Annotated in this window: 10 protein-coding genes; 6 read left to right on the forward strand and 4 right to left on the reverse strand. The window is 32.9% G+C overall.

The annotated features are described in order from the left end of the window. Positions 1 to 252: 252 nt before the first annotated feature. The 6 genes from rapA to CXF68_RS18720 all read left to right on the forward strand — a co-directional run bounded on the left by rapA (position 253) and on the right by CXF68_RS18720 (position 8,061). On the forward strand, positions 253 to 3,078 hold the full coding sequence (rapA, locus tag CXF68_RS18695; RefSeq protein ID WP_101046664.1) for an RNA polymerase-associated protein RapA: 2,826 nt from the start codon (positions 253 to 255) through the stop codon (positions 3,076 to 3,078). Positions 3,079 to 3,268: 190 nt separating this feature from the next. Further along, a complete protein-coding gene (locus CXF68_RS18700) occupies positions 3,269 to 4,480 on the forward strand; it encodes a leucine-rich repeat domain-containing protein (RefSeq protein ID WP_101046666.1) in 1,212 nt (403 codons plus the stop codon). Positions 4,481 to 4,950: 470 nt separating this feature from the next. Further along, a complete protein-coding gene (locus CXF68_RS18705) occupies positions 4,951 to 5,541 on the forward strand; it encodes a hypothetical protein (RefSeq protein WP_101046668.1) in 591 nt (196 codons plus the stop codon). Between the two features lie 411 nt (positions 5,542 to 5,952). Then, positions 5,953 to 6,876, forward strand: coding sequence for a hypothetical protein (locus tag CXF68_RS18710; RefSeq protein WP_101046670.1), 924 nt, complete (start codon positions 5,953 to 5,955; stop codon positions 6,874 to 6,876). Between the two features lie 43 nt (positions 6,877 to 6,919). Further along, positions 6,920 to 7,363 carry a hypothetical protein gene (locus CXF68_RS18715; protein ID WP_101046672.1) on the forward strand — a complete coding sequence of 148 codons (444 nt, stop codon included), beginning with the start codon at positions 6,920 to 6,922 and terminating at the stop codon, positions 7,361 to 7,363. A gap of 11 nt (positions 7,364 to 7,374) precedes the next feature. Continuing rightward, the gene (locus tag CXF68_RS18720; protein ID WP_101046674.1) at positions 7,375 to 8,061 is read left to right on the forward strand and encodes a DUF6058 family natural product biosynthesis protein; all 687 of its coding nucleotides are present in this window, start codon (positions 7,375 to 7,377) and stop codon (positions 8,059 to 8,061) included. 125 nt (positions 8,062 to 8,186) lie between these two features. Here CXF68_RS18720 and CXF68_RS18725 read toward each other — a convergent pair whose 3' ends face one another. The 4 genes from CXF68_RS18725 to CXF68_RS18740 form a co-directional block, all read right to left on the reverse strand. After that, entirely contained in the window at positions 8,187 to 9,101 is a 915-nt protein-coding gene (locus tag CXF68_RS18725) for a PorP/SprF family type IX secretion system membrane protein (protein WP_101046676.1), read from the reverse strand. A gap of 3 nt (positions 9,102 to 9,104) precedes the next feature. Further along, the gene (locus CXF68_RS18730; RefSeq protein ID WP_101046678.1) at positions 9,105 to 17,372 is read right to left on the reverse strand and encodes an HYR domain-containing protein; all 8,268 of its coding nucleotides are present in this window, start codon (positions 17,370 to 17,372) and stop codon (positions 9,105 to 9,107) included. Positions 17,373 to 17,972: 600 nt separating this feature from the next. Then, the gene (locus tag CXF68_RS18735; RefSeq protein ID WP_101046676.1) at positions 17,973 to 18,887 is read right to left on the reverse strand and encodes a PorP/SprF family type IX secretion system membrane protein; all 915 of its coding nucleotides are present in this window, start codon (positions 18,885 to 18,887) and stop codon (positions 17,973 to 17,975) included. Positions 18,888 to 18,890: 3 nt separating this feature from the next. Next, on the reverse strand, positions 18,891 to 26,138 hold the full coding sequence (locus CXF68_RS18740; RefSeq protein ID WP_198553859.1) for an HYR domain-containing protein: 7,248 nt from the start codon (positions 26,136 to 26,138) through the stop codon (positions 18,891 to 18,893). Between the last annotated feature and the right edge of the window lie 257 nt (positions 26,139 to 26,395).

Genomic DNA, 26,395 nt, shown 5'->3' on the forward strand with positions numbered 1-26,395 from the left:
GATAAAAATAATTACGAAAAACATAATTTAAAACTCATGCATTCACCATAAAAAAAATTCAAGAAACAATATTTAATTTAGTGTATTTTTAAAACCTCAGCGAACACAAAACACTTGTGCCAAGGCGCGATAAATAACTTTTATAATTTATCCATAGTCCTCGCCTATTTATTATAATTTTGCTTGTATTTACTATTTGTGACTTACTAGATAAGTTCCATTTTCTACAAACATAAAGAGCTACTAAAAAATATGACTATTTTTTTCCCTAATCAAAGATATACGAGTAAAGGTGAACCTGAATTAGGTGTTGGTATTTTAACGAACTCCAACAAAGGAAAAATACAATTGTATTTTCCTACAGCTGATGAAACACGAATGTACGCTCTTGAAAACGCACCTTTGCAACGCGTTGTTTTTAAACCAGGCGATACGATAAAAGACACCGAAAATCAGCCATTAGTTATAAAACGTGTTGAGGAAGAAGACAATCTGTATGTCTATTACGGAAAAGACAAAAAAATATCGGAAGCAGCACTTGGCGATGTATCGGTAATTCACGGAGTAGATGACAGACTTTTTATGGGGGATGTAGATACTCCCAAAGCCTTTGCTTTACGTAGAGAAACTTTACAACACGAATATGAAAGGAGATTATCGCCTGTAAACGGATTTGTTGGTGGTAGGATAGCTCTTATTCCGCATCAATTATACATTGCACATGAAGTAAGTTCGAGATATGCACCTCGTGTATTATTATCCGATCAGGTTGGTCTTGGAAAAACTATTGAAGCTTGTTTAATTTTACACCGTTTATTAGTAAGTGGCCGAATTTCGAGAGTACTAATTCTAGTTCCTGAATCATTAGTACATCAATGGTTTGTTGAAGTTTTACGTCGTTTTAATATGTGGTTTCATATTTTTGATGAAGAACGCTGTGCTTCACTTGACGAGAGTGCTCCTGATGGTAATCCATTTCTAGACAATCAACTTATTATTTGTAGTACAGAGTTTTTAGCAAATTCCGCAAAGCGAACTAAACAAGCATTAACTGCTGGTTGGGATATGCTTGTAGTAGATGAAGCTCATAATTTAGAATGGTCGGTTAACAAGGCTAGTACAGAATATAATATTGTAGCATTGTTAAGCAAAGTAGCAAAAGGATTATTACTTCTTACAGCGACTCCAGAACAATTGGGAGTAGAAAGTCATTTTGCCCGACTCCGATTATTAGATCCTAACAGGTATGCCAACTACGATGATTTTGTAAATGAATCTTCTGATCATAAAACTATTGCTAATATTATTGAAAAATTGCACCTCGGAAAAGATTTGAATACGAAGGATACCACGATTTTAAAATCTCTTTTCCCGAAAGAAAACCTAAAAGCAATAACGAAAGAAAAAAGTGTAGCAAAGGATAATCTTATTGAGAATTTATTGGATCAACATGGTCCTGGTAGAGTATTATTCAGAAATACCAGAGCTACCATGAGTGGGTTTCCAAAACGAAAAGCACACCTTATTTCTTTAGAGCCTACAAAAGATAAAGAACTCTGGATGGAGCGTTTAAGCAATGAGTTTACGCATGAAGTAACTCCAAGCGAAACAACCAATAAACAACAGTTTTGGTTTGCTAAAGATCCGCGTGTTGAATGGTTATTAACCACGATTAAAGAAATTCATCCTGCAAAAATACTGCTCATCTGTAAGAGCAAAGAAAAAGTACTGGCACTAGAAAAAGCATTAGTTAAACATGCCAATTTAAAAACAGCTATGTTTCATGAAGATCTTACCATAGTACAACGAGATAAAAATGCGGCATGGTTTTCTGAAATAAATGGAGCACAAATACTGCTTTGTTCTGAAATAGGGAGTGAAGGACGAAATTTTCAATTCGCGCATCATCTTATCTTATTCGACTTACCGTTACATCCTGAATTATTAGAACAACGAATAGGACGTTTAGATAGAATCGGACAAACTGAAGACATCCATATTCATATTCCCTACCTTGCTAATAGTAAACAACATTTGCTTGCAAAGTGGTTTCATAAAGGCTTAAATGCTTTTGAAAACAATATTGAAGGTGGAAATAAAATTGCTGAATTATTTGGTAATCGATTGCTTACTCTTTTAAAAGCACACGAAAACACGGCTAATAATTCAGAAATAAAAGCGTTGATTTCTGAAACTTCTAGTTTTCAAACAGCGCTTCTAAAAAATCTAGCAGATGGTCGTGATCGATTGCTAGAAATGAATTCTTTTCGCCCTAAAGTAGCCGGAAAATTAATAAAACAAATTCTATCAGAAGACAAAGACAAAAGTCTAGAAAGGTATTTAACAAAGGTATTTCGACATTTTGATATTGAAATGGAAGATCGACCTTCTCGAACCTATTATTTAAAACCTACTTCTATAATCACCGAAACATTTCCGTCTATACCGCAAGAAGGTGTATCTGTTACATTTAACAGAAAACATGCCCTTAGCAGAGAAGAAATAAGTTTTCTTAGTTGGGATCACCCAATGACAACCGATGCTATCGATGTTGTTTTAAGTTCAGGAACTGGTAGTGCTAGTTACGGTGTTTTAAAAGCAACCAAAAGCCCAGGTCTTTTATTAGAAATTATTTTTGTTCTTGAAACACCAACAGGGCAAAATATTTATGTAGATCGTTTTTTACCAAATACACCAGTAAGAGTTGTAGTTGATCATACAGGAAAGGAAGTAACAAATAAATATTCTATTGAACTCTTAGATAAAAAATTAAGTACGGGGCAAATAGATCCTTTACTTGATAATGAAACATTAGTAGAAACACTGCTTCCCAACATGATTAAAGTTGCTACAGAAATTGCGGAAGAACAACGAACTAAAGAAATAGCAAACGGACTAATTCGAATGAATCGTACTTTGAAGCATGAAATAGATCGTTTAAAAATATTACAAGGCAATAATAACAATATTAGACCTGAAGAAATTGAAACAGCATTGAACGAACAGCTAGGATTAACATCGCTCATTAAAAATGCACGCATACGAATGGATGCTATTCAATTAATTAGAAAAGAATAATATATCGATTTTGAAGGTGAATTATAAATAATTAGTAAATTTCATTATATATTAGATTCTCTTAAATTTTCTGATAAAGTTGATTTAATTAATGTGAAATTTGGAAAAAAAATCAGGTTTTAATACTCAAACCAATCGTGTTTTTTGAAAGAATAAATGATAAAGAATAGATACTTATATAAATATCAAAATGAATAAAAAACCAGTAAGATTTTCAGGTAGTAGTTCGAGCCTTAAAGAGGACCTACTTTCATTGTCTTTAGATACAACCCATGTACATTTAGATGAATTTATTGAGCCGAATATTAACTTCTTAAAAAACTGTGTTGAGATAGAAGAGATTAAGATATATGCACAATATCAGAATTATGGTAAACCTTATCTAGATAATTTCACCATAGATATATCAGTAATTACTAATTTTCCTAAACTCAAAAGTTTAAAAATTACTCGTTGCCCTGTGCTCGACACTACTCCGTTAGAAAAAACAACTCAATTAGAAGACATCTATTTTGCGAGTGTTAAAATCGATAATCTTAATTTCCTTAATGGATATAAGAACTTAAAATCGCTTAGCTTTTATAATAGTCGTGTTAATAATATTGATGTATTGGCTAATTCTAAAAAATTACAATATCTAGGTGCATCTGAATCGAAAATCTCTTCTATAGAGCCTTTAAGACATCTTACAGAATTAACAAGCCTTTGCCTTTCTGATAATAAAATCAGTGACTTTTCTCCTATTTATGGTTTAACAAAAATGGAAGACCTCGAACTAAAGGGAAATATCTCTACTTTATACCACGAGATCCCCTATATAGCACAATTGGAAAGTAAAGATTTTACAGTTAGAAATTTTACAGATGAGCAACTAGACTATTGGAAACAGGTTTTTAAGAGTTGGGCTGTTGAAGGTAAATTTCTTGATGCTGTAGAGCTCATTGCTAAAAAATTAGTTGAAATAACTGAAAAAGAGAACGAATTTATTTTTGCTTTTGAAGCTGATGATATGGATGGCGAGCTACTGAACGTATCCTTTTCTAAAAACACCATAGATAACCCGAAAGAAATACACCAAATGATTCCCGATAGCGTAAGTTTGGTTTCAAAAATTACAACAGAGATATGTATCTACTTCAAGGACTATCCTGATGCTCTTAAAATTGATTTGAAGGAAATTAAAGAAAATAATAAGCTATTAACATTTGCTTCAATAGGCACCCATGGTCATGAAATATCATGGGACACCTCTGCCCTTAAAGGAAATGATGATTTCGCCATCGTTCGACAAGGTCAACTAGAAATGGAAGCTGTGGAAGCAAACACATTAGGACAGGTTATTATAGGTGTTTTATTAATGAATGTTAGTGATGAAGTAAACATAGAAGGTCTCTTTGACTAAAGTAAAACGAAATGTTAAAAGCGAAGTTTTACAAAAGGAAGAATTGTAATTATGTCTTTTAAAATGGATATATATTTTAACTGCCTGAAAACAATATTTGCTTACCTGATTTTATAAGTACTAAATTTATAAACCATTAAAATAAACATAGTTAAGTTCGCTTTTATTTCGACCCTGCATTTATCAACTTATTATAAATAATTTTGGGAAATTATTACAAATAAATAGACAAGCAAAAAATGTTTTACCAAAAAATTATCAAATTTTACATTTGGTTTATATTCACTAACTATAGTTATTAATACATGTAGCTAATACAATTACATTATGACTAGCCCTTCCTATTCCCTGAAAAAAACAATTACTTATCAGAACCATTTTACAAAGAAAATTGAATAAATTTGTTACAGCGACAAAGCGTAAAATCCATGTGTACTTAATTAAAAAGACGTTACACAGAATACGAAAAAATGAAAAAAATAATTTTTAACTACATACCCCTATTACTTCTATTTTTAAGTTGCAATAGTCTAGCGGAATCAGATCTAGAAACGCTGAAAATAGAAGATTTTAATTGGACCGTAAATATTCCAGAAAATTTCAAACCAATAAATAAAGAGGAATGGAATAAAACATTAACAAAAGGAATAAATGCTATTGAAAATACTTTTGAACAAGAAGTAGAAAATCAAGCAGTAACTATTTTTACATACAAAAATGGTCAGTTTAATAACTTCGAAGCAAATTGGCAACCCTTTGATTTTAAAATTGATGGAGATTATTTAGAAACATATTCTGGAGTAAATAAGATGATATACCAAACTATTGAGACACAAATGCCTGATGCAAAACTTGACTCAGTTTCATCTACTCAAAAAGTAAACGGATTGAAATTTCAAAGATTTGACATTTCAATAGATTTACCTAATGGTATAAAAATGAGAACTATTGGTTTTAGCCGATTATTTAACAAAAAAGAATTCACAATGAATATAACCTCTGTTGATGAAAAAATTGAACAAAAAATGTTAGATGCTTTTTTAAACTCTAAGTTTGAATAAGTACTTGCCATAATATTCTATAAAAGTTTCAAAGGTAAACGAGTATTGTCAACCGCTATAAAATTAACTATTAACTTAATTATTAGCCCCGAAGTTCTAACGAATACACTAAAGGTTATATCTACTGATCGTGTCGATATGAATAAGAAATCAGAGAATAAAGCTTATTGAAATTAAGTTGTATAAAACATGAACTTGATGCTTGCTCCTACTTATAAAAACAATTATAACGAACTAAAGTCTGTCTTTTTTTTATTAATCTAGCACAAAAGGTGTAATCTTAGTTAACCAGAACATTATACACAATATCTCTTTTTGTGGGAAAATAAATAATTACTTAAAGCCAACGTTTAATTAGCAAAAAAACCTAATTTTAAAAACAATACAAAAACGCTATACAGAATTAAAAGAATGAAAACAATCTCAATAATTTTAATGCTAACCTTCTTCGGATTTGTTTCCTGTAAACAAAAAGAAAAAAGTAGCAAAGAAAATACAGGTTTTACCGAAATTATAAAAGATGATTACGAACTATATAAGCCAAATCACAGTATTAACGCTGTTTTAATTTTGTTTGGTGGATACCCTGAGGTAGCTGAAGACATTAAAAGAGAGTTTAAAATTCTTGAGATTGCTAAAAAAAATAATATTGCGGTTATATTATCTAACTTAAATCAGAAATTATGGCTTGAGAAAAACGAACAACAACAACTTGCAAAAAGTTTACAAAATATAGTTGAAGATAATCAATTACCTACTGACAACATTTTTATTGGCGGCTTTTCTAGCGGCGGAGTTGTTAGCCTTTTAATAAGTAATTACATCGCAGCAATGAAAGAATCTTATAATGCTCCAAAAGGGGTATTTATAGTAGACTCCCCTATCGATTTAGCTGCATTATATTTATCTTCTGAAAAAAATATCGAACGAAACTTTTCTAAACCTTCTATTCAAGAAAGTACTTGGTTATTAGAAACTCTTGGTCGTAATTTTGGGAACCCAGCAGAGGATATTAAAAAATATGAAGACAAAGCTGTTTTTACTTTTAGCACAAACAACACTTCAAATTTAAAAAATTTAAAGAATACTAAGATTAGACTTTATACTGAACCAGACACAATTTGGTGGAAAAAAAATAGAATGGCAGATTATGACCAAACGAATTCATATTATATAAAGCTACTTTCAGAAACTCTTAAAAAATCGGGGTTTAATAACGTTGAATATATTCCTACAGTAAACAAAGGATATAGAGCTAACGGAGAAAGACATCCTCATAGTTGGTCTATAGTTGATAAAAAAGATTTAATAGATTGGATTTTGAATAAAAAATAACTTCATTCGGTATCTAAAATACGAACACACATTACGAAACAGCATGAAATACTTAATAAAAAAAAGATCTTTAAAAGCACCTATTTTTATAGCTACAGGAATTTTTCTCGTTTTTTCGTTTGGTTATCAACTATATAAATACCTACAAACAAATCAGTTTATCTATAATTTTCCTGGAGATTGGGATAAACCGCTTGGAATTACGGTTGGTTTATTTTTAATTATTAGAGCTATAAAATTTATTGGGGAATCTAAAGAACTGTTTATTAAAACCTCAGATAATTATTTAGAATACAGAACAAATCCTTCAGATTCGATTCGTAAAATTACTTTATCGAACATCGAAAAAATACAAGTAAAGAATGAAAAAATTATTATTTTAACCAAAGATGCTACTAAATTAATAGTTGTTGATTTTAATAAGGTTAGAATGAGGGATACTGATATAGCATCTATTAAAAAGTCTTTAATTGAATTAAAAAAATAAAAAACCGAACAATGGATATTGATATTAAATACATTGAAGATAATTTTATTGAATTAAATGAATTATGCAAAATTTCAGAAATTTCTAGTCAAGAAATAAATGCATTAATAGAAAACGAATTAATTCCGAATAGTTCTTATGAAATTAATACAACCTACAAAATAAATTCTCCTCTTGGTGACCAGAAAACAATTTCTGAAGTCAAAAAATACTATCCCAAAAGTGTAATTGCCTTAATACAGAAAAACAAAAAATTGAATGACTCTTCTGAATTTAAAAAATCGTTGAAAACAGCATTTACAAATACGTTTGTTAATAACAATAACAACCGTTTTGGTTATGATAATATAACAGAAGAAGACGGAACTGTAAATATTGATAAATTAAATTCAGCTTTTGAACAAGAATGGCAATACTATTTACAAGGAATTTACGGAATTTGTACTTTAAACGCAACTGGTGCTGAAATTGCAAAAAAAGAAATAGCTGTTAAACGATTAATTGATTTTAATGAAAAACATGGTGCTGAAAAATTATCAGACAGCAACAAAAAAATACTAACTCTTTTAAATAATGAATTTAATGAAGTTTCGAATTTATTTGCTCCATATCAACGCGTAAAAAGCAGTAGAGGTAAATATCTTGATCAAATATTAGAGTCAAATTCTTTATCTGATTTAATAAAAAAATACAATTAATAAAACAACGAAATAATACATAATGAACCCTTTTTCTTAATAAAAAGGGTTCATTATAAAGCAAAACAGCTAACCTTTAAATACGGTTAGCTGTTTTTGCTTTACAAATTAGATACCTATAAGTTTTATCTACCTCCAAAACCTTCTCCTAAACGAAGGTTTAAAACAATACCATGGGTATCCATTATTGAGTTATCAATACTTTTATTATAATTATATAATATTCTAAAACGCTTAGAGATATGAAAACCTGCTAGTATATTTACTGATGAATTTGTTCTGTAACCTACACCAAATTCATATTTATTTTTATAATTAATTTTTGTGTTTAAATCTGCTTGCACAGGAGCTCCCGAAATATACTTAACAAGTATACTTGGGTTTATCATTACTTCCTTAAAACGTGTAGCAAAAAATCGATATCCTGCGTTAAAATAGTAAGTGCTTTTTATGTTTATATTATCATTAGATGACAATGAATTCCCTAGTAAATTAGGAATAGAAAGTCCTACATAAACACGTTCTCTGTTATAAAACACCCCTGCTCCAATGGTAGGTACAATTGTACTTACATTATTTGCAAAATTAGGATCGTTATTAATATTTAAATCTAAAAGATTCTCATTGTAAAACATAGCTCCTCCTGTAATTCCGAAAGATAATACATGTGGATTGTAATCCCACCAAGTACTATTATCTGAGTTAAAGTGTATTTTATATGAATACGCGCCAAACAAACTTGTAATATTCGTTACTCCTATTCGATCATTAGAAATACCTGCTCCTATTCCTACATTTTTAAAGCTTTTAGGAAAATTAACTGTTACCCCAATATTCTTAGGACTTCCTTCAATACCATTTAAATGACCTCTATTAGTTACTGTAATATCAATATCTGGATAATACCCTGCATGCGCTGGGTTAATAACTACATTATTATAACTATAATTTGCAAAAACGGGGGTTTGCTGTCCAAATGCAGCATGAAAAATTCCTGTTGATAGTGTTACTACTATCAATATTATATTTTTAATTTTCATTGATTATCTTTTTAGAATAAGGAAACCTTTTTCCTTTTTTAAATTATGAGAACCTTTAATTTTAATATGAAATAAGTAGGTACCTTCTGGTAATTTACCTGCTCCTAAATTTCTTTTCTTGTTTGCTATCCCTCTAAATACATTTGAAGCATTGTTATAACCTGTAGTTTCAAAAATTAAATCTCCCCACCTATTATAAATCAACACTTGGTTATTAGGGTAATTTTCGATGCCATCTATTTCCCAATATTCATTAATACCATCACCATCTGGAGAAAAACCATATTTAGTCTCATCTTTTTCTAATGGTGTTACAAAAACTGTAATCGTATCTTCTGCTACACAACCTTCAGCATTAACAAATCGAATTGTATAGGTTGTTGTTTCTGTAGGACTTGCTATTGGGTTTGCTATCGTAGTACTACTTACCCCAACTGAAGGTGACCACTCTATAACTCCTGCTCCTGAAATCACTGCATTTAACGCTACCTCATCTCCTTCGATAATATCAAAATCGGTTCCTGCATCTACAGTACACACTAGTGGATCTTCTGCTTCAATAGTTATAGTAAAACTACAAGTTGCTGTATTCCCTGCTGCATCGGTAGCTTCAAAACTAATCGTGTTAACTCCTATAGGAAATTCTGACCCTGAAGGTAAACCTGCTGTTTGATTTATTGTTGCAACGGTGCAATTGTCAGTAGCTACAGGATTTGTAAAGGTTACTACCGCCGTTAATAAACCTGAATCTACTTTTTGAGTACTATTAGAAGGACAGGTTGTTATTGGAGCTGTACTGTCATTTACAATAATCGTTTGTGTTACGTTTGTAAAATTACCTACGGCATCTGTTACACTATAGGTTCTAGTAATAATCTCAGGATTACTATTCCCATCGCTCACATCACTTACAAAAGCTACCGTTATAGTTCCTGTACAATTATCTACCTCACCTGCTACTACTGTAATGTCTGCTGCAGGAATATCTCCTACACATGAAATAATAATTGCTGCTGGGTTCGTTGCTGTTGGGGGAATTATATCACTTACCGTAATCGTTTGAGTTACATCAGTTGAGTTACCTGCCGCATCCGTTACACTATAAGTTCTAGTGATAACACCAGGACTTGTGTTCATATCATTTACAAAAGCTACCGTAATAACTCCTGTACAGTTATCTGCCTCATCAGTTATTGCACTAATATCTGCTGTAGGAATATCTCCTGTACATAAAACATTAATAGGTAACGGGTTCGTTGCTGTTGGGGAGATCGTATCGCTTACCGTAATTGTTTGCGTTACATTTATTGAGTTTCCAGCAACGTCCGTTACACTATAGGTTCTAATAATAACACTTGGGCTTGTATTTACATCACTTACAAAAGCAACTGTTATAACTCCTGTACAATTGTCTGCCGCATCAGTTACGACAGTAATATCTGCTACTGGAACATCTCCAATACATGAAATATTAATTGGTAATGGATCACTTGCGGTTGGTTTTATGATATCGCTTACATTTATCGTTTGCGTTACATTTATTGAATTGCCAGCAACATCAGTTACACTATAGGTTCTAGTAATAACACTAGGACTTGTGTTTACATCACTTACAAAAGCAACTGTTATAGTTCCTGTGCAATTATCGGCTTCATCAGTTACGACAGTGATATCTGCTACTGGAACATCTCCAATACATGAAATATTAATTGGTAATGGATCACTTGCGGTTGGTTTTAGAATATCGCTTACATTTATCGTTTGCGTTACATTTATTGTATTTCCTGCAGCATCAGTTACACTATATGTTCTGGTAATAATACTAGGACTTGTATTTACATCACTTACAAAAGCAACCGTTATAGCCCCCGTGCAATTATCGGCTTCATCGGTTACTATAGTAATATCTGCAGCTGGAATATCTCCAATACACGAAACATTAATTGGTAATGGATCACTTGCTATTGGTTTTACAATATCACTTATATTTATTGTTTGCGTTACATTTATTGTATTTCCTGCAGCATCCGTTACACTATATGTTCTGGTAATAATACCTGGGCTTGTATTTACATCACTTACAAAAGCAACTATTATAGCTCCCGTACAATTATCCGCTTCATCTATTACTACAGTAATATCTGCAGCTGGAATATCTCCTGCACATGAAACATTAATTGGTAATGGGTCACTTGCGGTTGGTTTTACAATATCGCTTACATTTATTGTTTGCGTTACATTTATTGTATTTCCTGCAACATCGGTTACACTATAAGTTCTAGTGATAAGCCCTGGACTTGTGTTTACATCACTTACAAAAGCAACTATTATAGTTCCCGTACAATTATCGGCTTCATCTGTTACTACAGTAATATCTGCTGTTGGAATATCTCCTGCACATGAAACATTAATTGGTAATGGGTCACTTGCGGTTGGTTTTACAATATCGCTTACATTTATTGTTTGCGTTACATTTATTGTATTTCCTGCAACATCGGTTACACTATAAGTTCTAGTGATAAGCCCTGGACTTGTGTTTACATCACTTACAAAAGCAACTATTATAGTTCCCGTACAATTATCGGTCTCATCGGTTACTTCGGTAATATCTGCGGTTGGAACATCTCCAATACATGAAATACTTATTGGTAATGGATTCGTTGCTGTTGGTTTTATTGTATCGTTTATATTTATCGTTTGCGTTACATCTACCGTATTTCCAGCAACATCAGTTACACTATAAGTTCTGGTGATAATACTAGGACTTGTATTTACATCACTTACAAAAGCAATCGTTATAGTTCCTGTACAGTTATCGGCTTCATCGGTTACTACGGTAATATCTGCTGTTGGAACATCTCCAATACATGAAACATTAATTGGTAACGGATTCGTTGCTGTTGGTTTTATAGTATCGCTTATCGTAATCGTTTGCGTTACATTTATTGAATTTCCTGCTCCATCAGTTACGTTATAAGTTCTAGTAATAACACTAGGGCTTGTATTTACATCACTTACAAAAGCTACGGTTGTAGTTCCCGTACAATTATCGGCTTCATCGGTTACTACAGTAATATCTGCAGCTGGAACATCTCCTGCACATGAAACATTAATTGGTAGTGGGTCACTTGCCGTTGGTTTTACAATATCGCTTATATTTATTGTTTGTTTTACATTTATTGTATTTCCTGCAGCATCTGTAACACTATAAGTTCTAGTGATAACACTAGCGCTTGTATTTACATCACCTACAAAAGCTACGCTTATAGTTCCCGTGCAATTATCGGTCTCATCGGTTACTACGGTAATATCTGCGGTTGGAACATCTCCAATACATGAAATACTTATTGGTAATGGATTCGTTGCTGTTGGTTTTATTGTATCGTTTATAATTATCGTTTGCGTTACATCTACCGTATTTCCAGCAACATCAGTTACACTATAAGTTCTAGTAATAACACTAGGACTTGTGTTTACATCACTTACAAAAGCAACCGTTATAGTTCCTATACAATTATCGATCTCATCGGTTACTACGGTAATATCTGCGGTTGGAACATCTCCAATACATGAAACATTAATTGGTAATGGATCACTTGCGGTTGGTTTTACAATATCGCTTACATTTATTGTTTGCGTTACATCTATTGTATTTCCTGCAACATCGGTTACACTATAAGTTCTAGTGATAAGCCCTGGACTTGTGTTTACATCACTTACAAAAGCAACTATTATAGCTCCCGTACAATTATCCGCTTCATCTGTTACTACAGTAATATCTGCAGCTGGAATATCTCCTGCACATGAAACATTTATTGCTATTGGATTACTTGCCGTTGGATTTACCGTATCATTTACTGTAATAGTTTGCGTTACATTTATTGAGTTTCCTGCCGTATCGGTTATACTATACGTTCTAGTGATTATACCAACGCTTGTATTTACATCGCTAACAAAAGCTACTGTTGGATTTACAGTACAATTATCTGCTTCATCAGTTACTACGGTGATATCTGCTGTTGGAATATCTCCTGCACAGGAAACATTTATTGCTATCGGATTACTTGCCGTTGGATTCGTAGTATCAGGATTAGCTTCAACCATAAATAAGCAAGAACTGCTGTTTCCCGAAGGATCTTCAATAATCACAGTTACAGTAGTGTCTCCTGTAAATACAGTTCCTGCGGGAGGAGTTTGATTATATGATGCTGTATTACTACAGTTATCGGTAAATGTAACTAATCCAGAATAATTAGGTATAAAATCACCACAATTAAGCTTTTGATTAGTAGGGCAAGTAGTAATAATGGGATCTTCTGTATCTGGTGTAGATGCATTTACATTAAATATGCAGCTAGCTTCGTTTCCAGATTCGTCTTTATATGTTATTTTAATTTCAATACCATCATAAAAAGGACTACCTGCTCCAGGGGTTTGAGTGTATGAAATATTAGCACTACAATTATCTTTCAGATTCATAATTGGGTCTTCTGCATAATTGGGTATTGTAGCTCCACAGGCTAATGTAAGTGAGCTTGGACAATCAAAAGTAGGAGGTGTTGTATCTGGACCAGAGGCATTAATTATTAGGTCGCAGGTGCTTGAGTTACCTGCATCATCTGTTGCTGTAAAAGTTATGGTCATGCCATTAGCAAAAGTTGACCCTGTTCCTGGACTTTGTAATACTGTTACTGATGTATCTATATCATCTGTTACTGTTAATAGTGTTAAATAGTTAGGAACAAGCTCTCCGCAAGCTAATGATTGATTTGGAGGACAAGTAATTATTGGAGGTGTAATATCTGTAGGGGCATTTACTGTAAAAGAACAATCGACTGAATTTCCTTTTTTATCAGTTGCTGTAAGTGTAATTGTCATACCTGGAGTATAGACACTGCCTGCAATAGGTACTTGGGTAATTATAATACATGAATCACAATTATCTGTATATGTAGCCAAAGAAGTATAATCTGGTAGTAAGCTACCCACTGTTAAAGTTTGATTTGTAGGACAGCTAATTACAGGAACTTCTGTATCAGGTATATCTTTACCAAAAATAACATAAGCAAAACCTGAATCTGCATTAACTTTATAATTAGAACTGTGTAGTTTATAATGCCCTAAAACAAGGTCATCAATTCCATCGTTATTAACATCTCCTGCATACGAACCAGATACAAGATCATTATTATTTAGTAAAGATATTTTTAATAAACAACCTGGAGCGCTTGAACTTGTAGAAATAGACTCTTCCCAATTTTCTTTACCATAAATAATATATTGAGATCTAGAATCTCCATAAATTAAATCATCATAATTATCATTATTAAAATCTCCTGCGAAACTAAATACTTTTCCTGTACTTGAAACAGAAAAACCATTGGTTCCGTCTAAACTTTCTAAATCAAATACAGCAGGGAAAGTATTCCCCCCAAATAAAACATATTTTTTCCCAAAAATAACATCAGTAAAACCATCATTATTTACATCATTTGCTTTTTCTACATTTTGCCCAAGTGCTGACGTAGAATGCTCTACAGCAAAACCATTACTTCCATTCAAATTTTCTACATTAAATGTACTAGGAAAATTAGCGCTGCTTGGTTTACCAAAAACAATGAATTTTCTATCTTTTGCGCCCCCAATAGCTATATCATTAATATGATCTCCATTTACATCACCAACTCCAGCAGCACTCCTACCAATATTCTCAGCAGTTGAACCATCACTAGTAATTTTAAAACCGTTGGTACCATCTAACCCCGAAAGATCAAATAAAGCAGGGTAACCTGATGTTGAACCATAAATAACAAAACATTTACCTGACTCTACAGATCCTGAATAAGTACCATTGGTAACTATAATATCATCTATATTATCTCCATTAACATCGCCTAAGTTGTCTAAATCATTTCCAAAATACGCATTAGTACCCGTACCTGAAATTGTAAACCCATTAGTCCCGTTTAAGGTTGCTAGGTCAAAATCAGCAGAAAAACCGCTACTTTTTCCAAAAACAACATATGCGCTTCCAACCCTACTAGAACCACTAGGCCCCCTACTATTGGGAGTACCAATTATTATATCATCAAAACCATCATTATTTATATCTCCAGCAGTATCTGCCTTAAAAAACTGAATATCACTACTTGTACTAGTGTGAAGTAAATTATCATTATTAATTTTAAAGCCATTAATTCCGTTTAGGTATTCTAAATCTATATTAGGAGGAAAACCGCTGCTTGTTCCAAAAATAATATAAACTCCACCGCGTACATCAATATGATACGCACTATATGGCCCCGTAAAATTAACAGTATCACCTTTAGCCACTACAATAAAATCGTCAATTCCATCACCATTTACATCTCCGGCAGTATTCACATCATACCCTGTTTCACTGTGCGGGTCTTCACCATAAATAACAATACCATTTGTTCCGTTTAAATTATTAACCGAAAAATTCGTTGTAGCGCAATTTATTTCTGCTGTTGTTGTTTTTAAAGTTACCATAAAAGAACAAGAACTTGTATTTCCTGATTCGTCCGTAACTGTTATTTCAACATTTGTATTTGAAGTGATTAATGTTCCTTCGCTTGGTGTTTGCGTATACTGCATGTCTGTATTATAAGAAGAATTATCACTTACGCTAGATAATAAATTAATATAATTAGGTAATACAGAATTGGCATATAATTCTTGTGACGTACTAGGACAATTTATTATTGGTGCTATATTATCTATTATATCAACAAATGTATTACCGAAAAAGACATGCGCCCCTCCTATTTTATTATAAACATGACTTAGATTTATTCTTTCTCCAACGATAAAGTCATTCGTTCCATCATTATTAAAGTCTCCTGCATTACTCACAGAAACACCAAACCCTTTATAACTATACCTCACATCATCAAAAACATGATATCCATTCACCCCATTAATATCCATGCTTCCCATAGTTGAAGGAAGACTTGTACCTCCATAAAGAACATAGACCGACCCACTCTTCGCAAATCCGGACCAATGTGGTGAAGAAATTACCAAATCTGTAATTCCATCATTATTTACATCAGATAATCCATCAATATCAGATATTTGATCAATATTTCGAAACCATCCTGCATTAAAAACAAACTTGTCTGTAATTAATATATCTGAAATTTTTATAAGCGAAGAAAAAAGAGTTGTTTTACCAAAAACAACATAAGCTTTATTAGCAGACGTTATTGCAAAATCGTCAATTCCATCACCATTAAAATCTTTTGCGTCTCCAACTGTTTTACCAAAGTTATCGTATTTTATGTCATTCGTTACGATAAAACCATTAACTCCATTTAATGAAGACAAACTTAATACAGAAGAAAACCCCAAACTATTACCAAAAACTACGGCTACTCTACCTGAATTAGTTTCTCCATCATCGTAATTCGGAAATCCTAGAACTATATCTTCTATACCATCATCATTAATATCACCAGCATTACCCACATTTAATACCTGTCCGGAACTACTTTGCGAGAATCCTTCAATTTTAAAGCCATTAGTACCATTAAGTGAAGCGGCATCTGTATTTCCTATTGTAGAACCTCCATAAAATACATAAGCATTACCAGTACTGTTTGGAGAACCAATAATAACATCATTTATTCCATCATTATTAACATCAGGTATATTACTAAGTGATTCACCAAATTTACCCAGCAATAATGTATCCTCTAATATTATTCCATTAACTCCATTTATATCTGTTATAGTATACACTGGTAAAAACCCCGTTGTATTTCCAAAAATCACAATTACTTTTCCTGAACTTCCTATTAATACATCATTAATTCCATCATCATTTATATCTCCTGCACTACTTACTGCAATCCCAATTTCATCCGATGTACTAAGGCCTCTCACGGTAAAACCATTTAAACCTGTTAAATTATTAACATCTATCGAAGCAGTTGTAATTCCTGTAGCTCCAAAAATAACATAAGCCTCACCTACCCTTAATGTAGCTCCATCATTAATACCAGGAGCACCTATTATAATATCATCTATACCATCTCCATTTACATCTCCAAGATCGCTAACTGACTCACCTAAATCATCTGCAATCTGCTCACCATACACACTAAATCGCTGTGTATCGTCAGTTCCTGATATTGGTAATTTTGAAGACCCTTGCCCAAAAGAAACAAAAACATTAAAAATTAAGAACAATAGACAAGCTATCTTACTAAATTTTGATTTTAATCTTTTTACACTATTATTTTTCATAATTTAAACTTTAGTATCTATCCTTTGTAAGAGAGCAAAATTAGTACACCTATTTCTTCTATTAGTCACCATAAAAAGGGTTTAATAGAAGAAATACCACCCCTGAAAACAGGGGGGTGTTTTTCTAAAAAAACAATTCGTTTTTGATGTAATGACAGGTTCGATTTGGTAAACGAATTAATTCACAGTCGAATATATTCTACGCAAAAAACAATACATAAAATATATTCTTTTAGTACTTTGAATTCCTTTACTAAACAAAGTGTTTATGATGTTAACAAATATGAGAATACAAAAAGAGTGCATTTAAAGTGCAGTCACGATAAAAAATTACAGAGGTCAGTGGATAATTATACCTGTTCTTGTTTGAAATCTCTGAAAACTAAAATGATATTTTTTTTCTTTAAATGAATAATAAAACTAAAGAATAGCATTAACTATCGTTTCTTTTTATTCTGAAATAGAAAGGAAAAAGGGTAAAGTATGAGCATAGATAAATTGAAATGTTTTTCTTATTACAAAGAGTATATTATAAAGTATAATAGCTAACATTATTTAAAAGTTAGCTGTTATGCTTTACAAATTAGATACCTATAAGTTTTATCTACCTCCAAAACCTTCTCCTAAACGAAGGTTTAAAACAATACCATGAGTATCCATTATTGAGTTATCAATACTTTTATTATAATTATATAATATTCTAAAACGCTTAGAGATATGAAAACCTGCTAGTATATTTACTGATGAATTTGTTCTGTAACCTACACCAAATTCATATTTATTTTTATAATTAATTTTTGTGTTTAAATCTGCTTGCACAGGAGCTCCCGAAATATACTTAACAAGTATACTTGGGTTTATCATTACTTCCTTAAAACGTGTAGCAAAAAATCGATATCCTGCGTTAAAATAGTAAGTGCTTTTTATGTTTATATTATCATTAGATGACAATGAATTCCCTAGTAAATTAGGAATAGAAAGTCCTACATAAACACGTTCTCTGTTATAAAACACCCCTGCTCCAATGGTAGGTACAATTGTACTTACATTATTTGCAAAATTAGGATCGTTATTAATATTTAAATCTAAAAGATTCTCATTGTAAAACATAGCTCCTCCTGTAATTCCGAAAGATAATACATGTGGATTGTAATCCCACCAAGTACTATTATCTGAGTTAAAGTGTATTTTATATGAATACGCGCCAAACAAACTTGTAATATTCGTTACTCCTATTCGATCATTAGAAATACCTGCTCCTATTCCTACATTTTTAAAGCTTTTAGGAAAATTAACTGTTACCCCAATATTCTTAGGACTTCCTTCAATACCATTTAAATGACCTCTATTAGTTACTGTAATATCAATATCTGGATAATACCCTGCATGCGCTGGGTTAATAACTACATTATTATAACTATAATTTGCAAAAACGGGGGTTTGCTGTCCAAATGCAGCATGAAAAATTCCTGTTGATAGTGTTACTACTATCAATATTATATTTTTAATTTTCATTGATTATCTTTTTAGAATAAGGAAACCTTTTTCCTTTTTTAAATTATGAGAACCTTTAATTTTAATATGAAATAAGTAGGTACCTTCTGGTAATTTACCTGCTCCTAAATTTCTTTTCTTGTTTGCTATCCCTCTAAATACATTTGAAGCATTGTTATAACCTGTAGTTTCAAAAATTAAATCTCCCCACCTATTATAAATCAACACTTGGTTATTAGGGTAATTTTCGATGCCATCTATTTCCCAATATTCATTAATACCATCACCATCTGGAGAAAAACCATATTTAGTCTCATCTTTTTCTAATGGTGTTACAAAAACTGTAATCGTATCTTCTGCTACACAACCTTCAGCATTAACAAATCGAATTGTATAGGTTGTTGTTTCTGTAGGACTTGCTATTGGGTTTGCTATCGTAGTACTACTTACCCCAACTGAAGGTGACCACTCTATAACTCCTGCTCCTGAAATCACTGCATTTAACGCTACCTCATCTCCTTCGATAATATCAAAATCGGTTCCTGCATCTACAGTACACACTAGTGGATCTTCTGCTTCAATAGTTATAGTAAAACTACAAGTTGCTGTATTCCCTGCTGCATCGGTAGCTTCAAAACTAATCGTGTTAACTCCTATAGGAAATTCTGACCCTGAAGGTAAACCTGCTGTTTGATTTATTGTTGCAACGGTGCAATTGTCAGTAGCTACAGGATTTGTAAAGGTTACTACCGCCGTTAATAAACCTGAATCTACTTTTTGAGTACTATTAGAAGGACAGGTTGTTATTGGAGCTGTACTGTCATTTACAATAATCGTTTGTGTTACGTTTGTAAAATTACCTACGGCATCTGTTACACTATAGGTTCTAGTAATAATCTCAGGATTACTATTCCCATCGCTCACATCACTTACAAAAGCTACCGTTATAGTTCCTGTACAATTATCTACCTCACCTGCTACTACTGTAATGTCTGCTGCAGGAATATCTCCTACACATGAAATAATAATTGCTGCTGGGTTCGTTGCTGTTGGGGGAATTATATCACTTACCGTAATCGTTTGAGTTACATCAGTTGAGTTACCTGCCGCATCCGTTACACTATAAGTTCTAGTGATAACACCAGGACTTGTGTTCATATCATTTACAAAAGCTACCGTAATAACTCCTGTACAGTTATCTGCCTCATCAGTTATTGCACTAATATCTGCTGTAGGAATATCTCCTGTACATAAAACATTAATAGGTAACGGGTTCGTTGCTGTTGGGGAGATCGTATCGCTTACCGTAATTGTTTGCGTTACATTTATTGAGTTTCCAGCAACGTCCGTTACACTATAGGTTCTAATAATAACACTTGGGCTTGTATTTACATCACTTACAAAAGCAACTGTTATAACTCCTGTACAATTGTCTGCCGCATCAGTTACGACAGTAATATCTGCTACTGGAACATCTCCAATACATGAAATATTAATTGGTAATGGATCACTTGCGGTTGGTTTTATGATATCGCTTACATTTATCGTTTGCGTTACATTTATTGAATTGCCAGCAACATCAGTTACACTATAGGTTCTAGTAATAACGCTAGAACTTGTGTTTACATCACTTACAAAAGCAACTGTTATAGCTCCTGTACAATTATCGGCTTCATCGGTTACTACAGTAATATCTGCTACTGGAAGATCTCCAATACATGAAATATTAATTGGTAATGGATCACTTGCTGTTGGTTTTATGATATCGCTTACATTTATCGTTTGCGTTACATTTATTGTATTTCCTGCAGCATCAGTTACACTATATGTTCTGGTAATAATACTAGAACTTGTATTTACATCACTTACAAAAGCAACCATTATAGCCCCCGTACAATTATCGGCTTCATCGGTTACTACAGTAATATCTGCTGTTGGAACATCTCCAATACACGAAATATTAATTGGTAATGGGTCACTTGCTGTTGGTTTTACAATATCGCTTACATTTATTGTTTGCGTTACATCTATTGTATTTCCTGCAGCATCCGTTACACTATATGTTCTGGTAATAATACCTGGGCTTGTATTTACATCACTTACAAAAGCAACTATTATAGCTCCCGTACAATTATCCGCTTCATCTATTACTACAGTAATATCTGCAGCTGGAATATCTCCTGCACATGAAACATTAATTGGTAATGGGTCACTTGCGGTTGGTTTTACAATATCGCTTACATTTATTGTTTGCGTTACATTTATTGTATTTCCTGCAGCATCCGTTACACTATATGTTCTGGTAATAATACCTGGGCTTGTATTTACATCACTTACAAAAGCAACTATTATAGTTCCCGTACAATTATCGGCTTCATCTGTTACTACAGTAATATCTGCAGTTGGAATATCTCCTGCACATGAAACATTAATTGGTAATGGGTCACTTGCGGTTGGTTTTACAATATCGCTTACATTTATTGTTTGCGTTACATTTATTGTATTTCCTGCAGCATCCGTTACACTATATGTTCTAGTGATAAGCCCTGGACTTGTGTTTACATCACTTACAAAAGCAACTATTATAGTTCCCGTACAATTATCGATCTCATCGGTTACTACAGTAATATCTGCGGCTGGAACATCTCCAATACATGAAATACTTATTGGTAATGGGTCACTTGCTGTTGGTTTTACAATATCGCTTACATTTATTATTTGCGTTACATTTATTGTATTTCCTGCAACATCGGTTACACTATAAGTTCTAGTAATAACACTAGGACTTGTGTTTACATCACTTACAAAAGCAACCGTTATAGTTCCTGTACAATTATCGATCTCGTCGCTTACTACGGTAATATCTGCGGTTGGAACATCTCCAATACATGAAATATTTATTGGTAACGGATTCGTTGCTGTTGGTTTTATAGTATCGCTTATATTTATTGTTTGCGTTACATCTACCGTATTTCCTGCAACATCAGTTACACTATAAGTTCTGGTGATAAGCCCTGGACTTGTGTTTACATCACTTACAAAAGCAATCGTTATAGTTCCTGTACAGTTATCGGCTTCATCGGTTACTACGGTAATATCTGCTGTTGGAACATCTCCAATACATGAAACATTAATTGGTAACGGATTCGTTGCTGTTGGTTTTATAGTATCGCTTATCGTAATCGTTTGCGTTACATTTATTGTATTTCCTGCTCCATCAGTTACGCTATAAGTTCTAGTAATAACACTAGGGCTTGTATTTACATCACTTACAAAAGCTACCGTTGGGGGTATTCCGCTATTATCAGCTTCATCAGTTACAACTAAAGGATTTGGCAATGGCACATCATCCAAACACTGAACATTAATAGGTAATGGATTCGTTGCTGTTGGACCTATAGTATCAGTATTATCTGTTACAATAAAATCACAGTTTGCTGAATTCCCTTTTTTATCTGTTGCTGTAAGTGTAATTGTCATACCAGGAGTATAAACACCCCCTGCAACAGGCGCTTGAGTTATTACGGGACTAGTATCGCAATTGTCTGTTACTGTTGCTAAAGAAATATAATCAGGCAACAAACTACCTGATACTAAAACCTGATCTATAGGACAAGTAATAACTGGGGCTTCAGTATCGATAACAGAAAAACCATAAATTACATTTGCGCGTCCGGGGTTTAAACTAGTACTACTATCATAATACAATCTCTCTTTCTCTCCTACGATAACATCTGTAATTCCATCACCATTAATATCTGCTAAATCAGATACTGAATAATCAGACGAAAGACCTGTTACTTTAAAAGCTTCTGATGATGGCAATGAAAATGGATTTAATGTAGCATCCCAAGGAGTACTCTTACCATAAACAATAGCAATCGATGAACTTGAACGCCCTATAATTAAATCGTCAATCCCATCATTGTTAAAATCACCTCCTGCACTAGATTTTCTATAAGTACTCCCTATAAATTCTACACCTTTTATACCATCTAAATTGGTTATATCTTCTGCTGTCGTAAATCCTGTATTCCTTCCAAAAAGAAGAAACCTGTTTCCAAACAACATGTCTTTTATCCCATCATTATTAACATCTCCAACTCCAGTTATACTTCTATAATAACTAGATGTAAAAGAAGATATATCTGCATAAAACCCATTTGTACCATTTATAGTTGCGGTTGCTACAATAGCTGGAAAGCTTCCTGTTTTTCCAAAAAGAACATACGTTTTTTTCTTTCCTCCACCTTCAAAACCTAGATCGTCAATACCATCACCATTTACATCCCCTAATCCTACAACTCCATAACCAATTTGTTCTCCATCAGTATCTCCTTTTATAATAAACCCGTTGGTTCCATTTAAATCACTTCCTCTTACTAGCGCAGGAAAACTTCCTGTTTTTCCATAAATAACATAACATGTACCACTATTATTTGTACCTCTACCAGTACTTGCACCTATTATTATATCATTTATTCCGTCATTATTAATATCTCCTGCAGAATCAATAGATTTTCCTGATTGATCATAAGCATCTGTACCTAAAAAAACAAAACCATTTGTACCATTTATGTTAGACAGATTAAAAACAGGTAAAAAACCAGTTGTTTTACCAAAAACCACATAAATAGTTCCCAATTCAGATCCCAATGGATTTCTACGGAAAGGGTCACTAAACATTAAATCATCAATTCCATCATTATTAATATCTCCCGCAGTACTTACCTGATATCCTGAATATTGAGAACCACCATTTGGAATGTCATTATGAATTTTAAATCCATCCGTTCCATCTAATAAAACCGTATCTATATTTGGTAGAAAATTATTTCCCTTCCCAAAAACAACAAAAACATTTCCTGGAAAATTACCTCTTTCCCTTCCATAGGCTGCGTTATAATTATAGGCTTTATTAGGTGACCCTACCAAAAAATCTTGAATACCATCACCATTAACATCACCAGCACCTCTTACATCATGTCCTAACTGTGCTTTTACTGCATCTCCATCTATTTGAAATCCATTATCCCCATCTAAATCATTAATATTTACTGAAGTAGTATTACAATTTACAGGTGGTGTAGCTCCTTTAACTGTTACCAGAAATGTACAAGTTTCTGTATTACCATTCTCATCTGTAACCACAACAGTTACATTTGTATTTGCTGTAAATACTGTTCCTTGTGCCGGAACTTGTGTATACGTAAGATTAAATATTGAAGTGCAATTATCTGAAGCTTTTAATTTAAAAAAGTAATTAGGTAATGTTGAATTGATAAATAACGATTCTGAAATTAAACAGGTTATTGTCGGCTTCACATTATCTCCTCCAACAGTTACATTAAATGTACAACTAGCACTATTTAGACTTGCATCAGTAGAGGTCATTGTAATTATCATACCGCTTACAAAAGCAGCTCCTGCTACAGGACTTTGGGTAACTACAGGACTTGGATCAACAATATCTGTCGTTGTTACTAATCCTGTATAATCTGGTATTACTGTAGTACCACATGTTACTGTTTGATTAGCAGGGCACGTAATTGAAGGAGGTGTAATGTCTCCTGCTGACAAAGTTGTTACATTATTTAAATGGTAAATTATACTTTTATTTCCTATACCATCTTCTAAAAACAAATGAACATCATATGTTGTAGCTGCTGTTAATGATGAGATAACCTCATTAATGTTAGCATTTGCTGTGCTCATTAAAAAATTACCGTTTGCAATAGCTCCTGTTCCTGTTAAAATAGTATTATGATTAACAGCTCCAGAAAAAGTACCTGGTAAAATTACATAATGTATAGTTCCTGTTTCTGGTCCGTTAACAAGTATATCGAATCCGGTAGTTGTTTCGTTATTTGCTTGTGGATGCGTTGCATTTAAAGGCATTGCATAATGATCACCTCCAAAAACGACATAAACTTCTCCTGTACTTCCAGCTCCTGTATCTGCAAATATAAAATCTGTAATCCCATCTCCATTCACATCTTTACCTCCATCAACAGAGCCACCTCCTCCTGAGCCAATTAATGGAATTTTAAATCCGTTTGCACCATCGATTGCTGTTGAGTTAAAGGTAGGCGAGAAACCTCCTGTTTTACCAAAAACAACATAATCGTCTGCCCCAGCAACTATAAAATCATCTATTCCATCAAAATTTACATCTCCTGTCGGAGCAGCGCTTCCTACATAATTTTCCAATACAAAACCATTTGTACCATTAAAATTACTCATGAGTAAGTTCGCAGGAAAAATAGATGTAGATCCAAATATTATGTTATTCTCTGAAAAGCAATCATCAATTCCATCATTATTAATATCTCCCAACGGTCCTACTTCAGTTATAAAACTATTCCCTTCATTATCTATAAGAAACCCATCTGTTCCATCAACAGTTACAAGATTTACTACAGCGTCAAAAGAAGTATTCTTCCCAAACAATGCATAACTATTAGGGTTCGCACTATTGTTCCAACCTCCTATTAATATATCATTTATTCCATCATTATTAATATCTCCTGCTCCTCCTACTTTAAGTGAAGGTCTACTAGTAGGAAATGAACTTGTTCGAAACCCGTTAACAGCATTATTTATCCAAGTAGCATCAACTAATGCTGGATAATTACTTGTACGACCAAAAACAATCCATGATTGTCCAGACCAATGTGGTGTTCCTATAATAAAGTCATTAATACTATCTCCGTTTACATCACCCAAAGATGCAACTTGATAACTACCCGGAGTATCTAACAAAAAACCATTAGCACCATTAATATCAGTAACCTTAAGTAGTGCAGGAAAGGTTGTAGTCCCATAAATAACCATATCGTCTGAACTTGAACTACTAGTCCCAATAATTAAATCGTCTATTCCATCGCCATTAATATCTCCTGGTCCAGCAACGGTAGTTCCCCTTCTTTCATCATATCCTATCCCCTCAACAATAAATCCGTTTGTACCATTTAAAGATGTAAGATCAAACGGTGTAGAAAAGCCAGTTGAAGCACCAAAAATAATATAGGCTCTTCCAGATAGATCGTTTACACCAACTGTCTGATTACCATTACCCAAACATATATCTTCAAAACCATCATTATTAATATCTCCGATAAACTGTACTTCACGCCCCAATTTATAATTTGTAACCAAACCCGGTACTACAAACCCATTAGTTCCATTTAAAGTTGTAACATCAAAATTTGTAGGGTAAAACTGTTGTGCCCAAGAATTATTACTATATATTAAACTCAGTGTTAAAAACAATACACTTAGTTTAAACCTCTTAATACTCCTTTTTAAATTCCCCATTTTAAAATAATAATTTATACTCTACAAAATTATTTGTTCTTTCATTTATATACATCACTATAAAAGGTTCTTTTCGTTAGACTTTACCCCCCTGTTTTCAGGGGGGTGTTTTTCTAAAAAAAATTATTTTATTTTCGGGGTCTGAAATACTTCAATTTCACAAAGCTGGTTAATTTTATTTTTTTACTTAAGTATCGTTAACCTAATAAATC

The organism is Tenacibaculum sp. Bg11-29 (assembly GCF_002836595.1).
GTDB lineage: Bacteria > Bacteroidota > Bacteroidia > Flavobacteriales > Flavobacteriaceae > Polaribacter.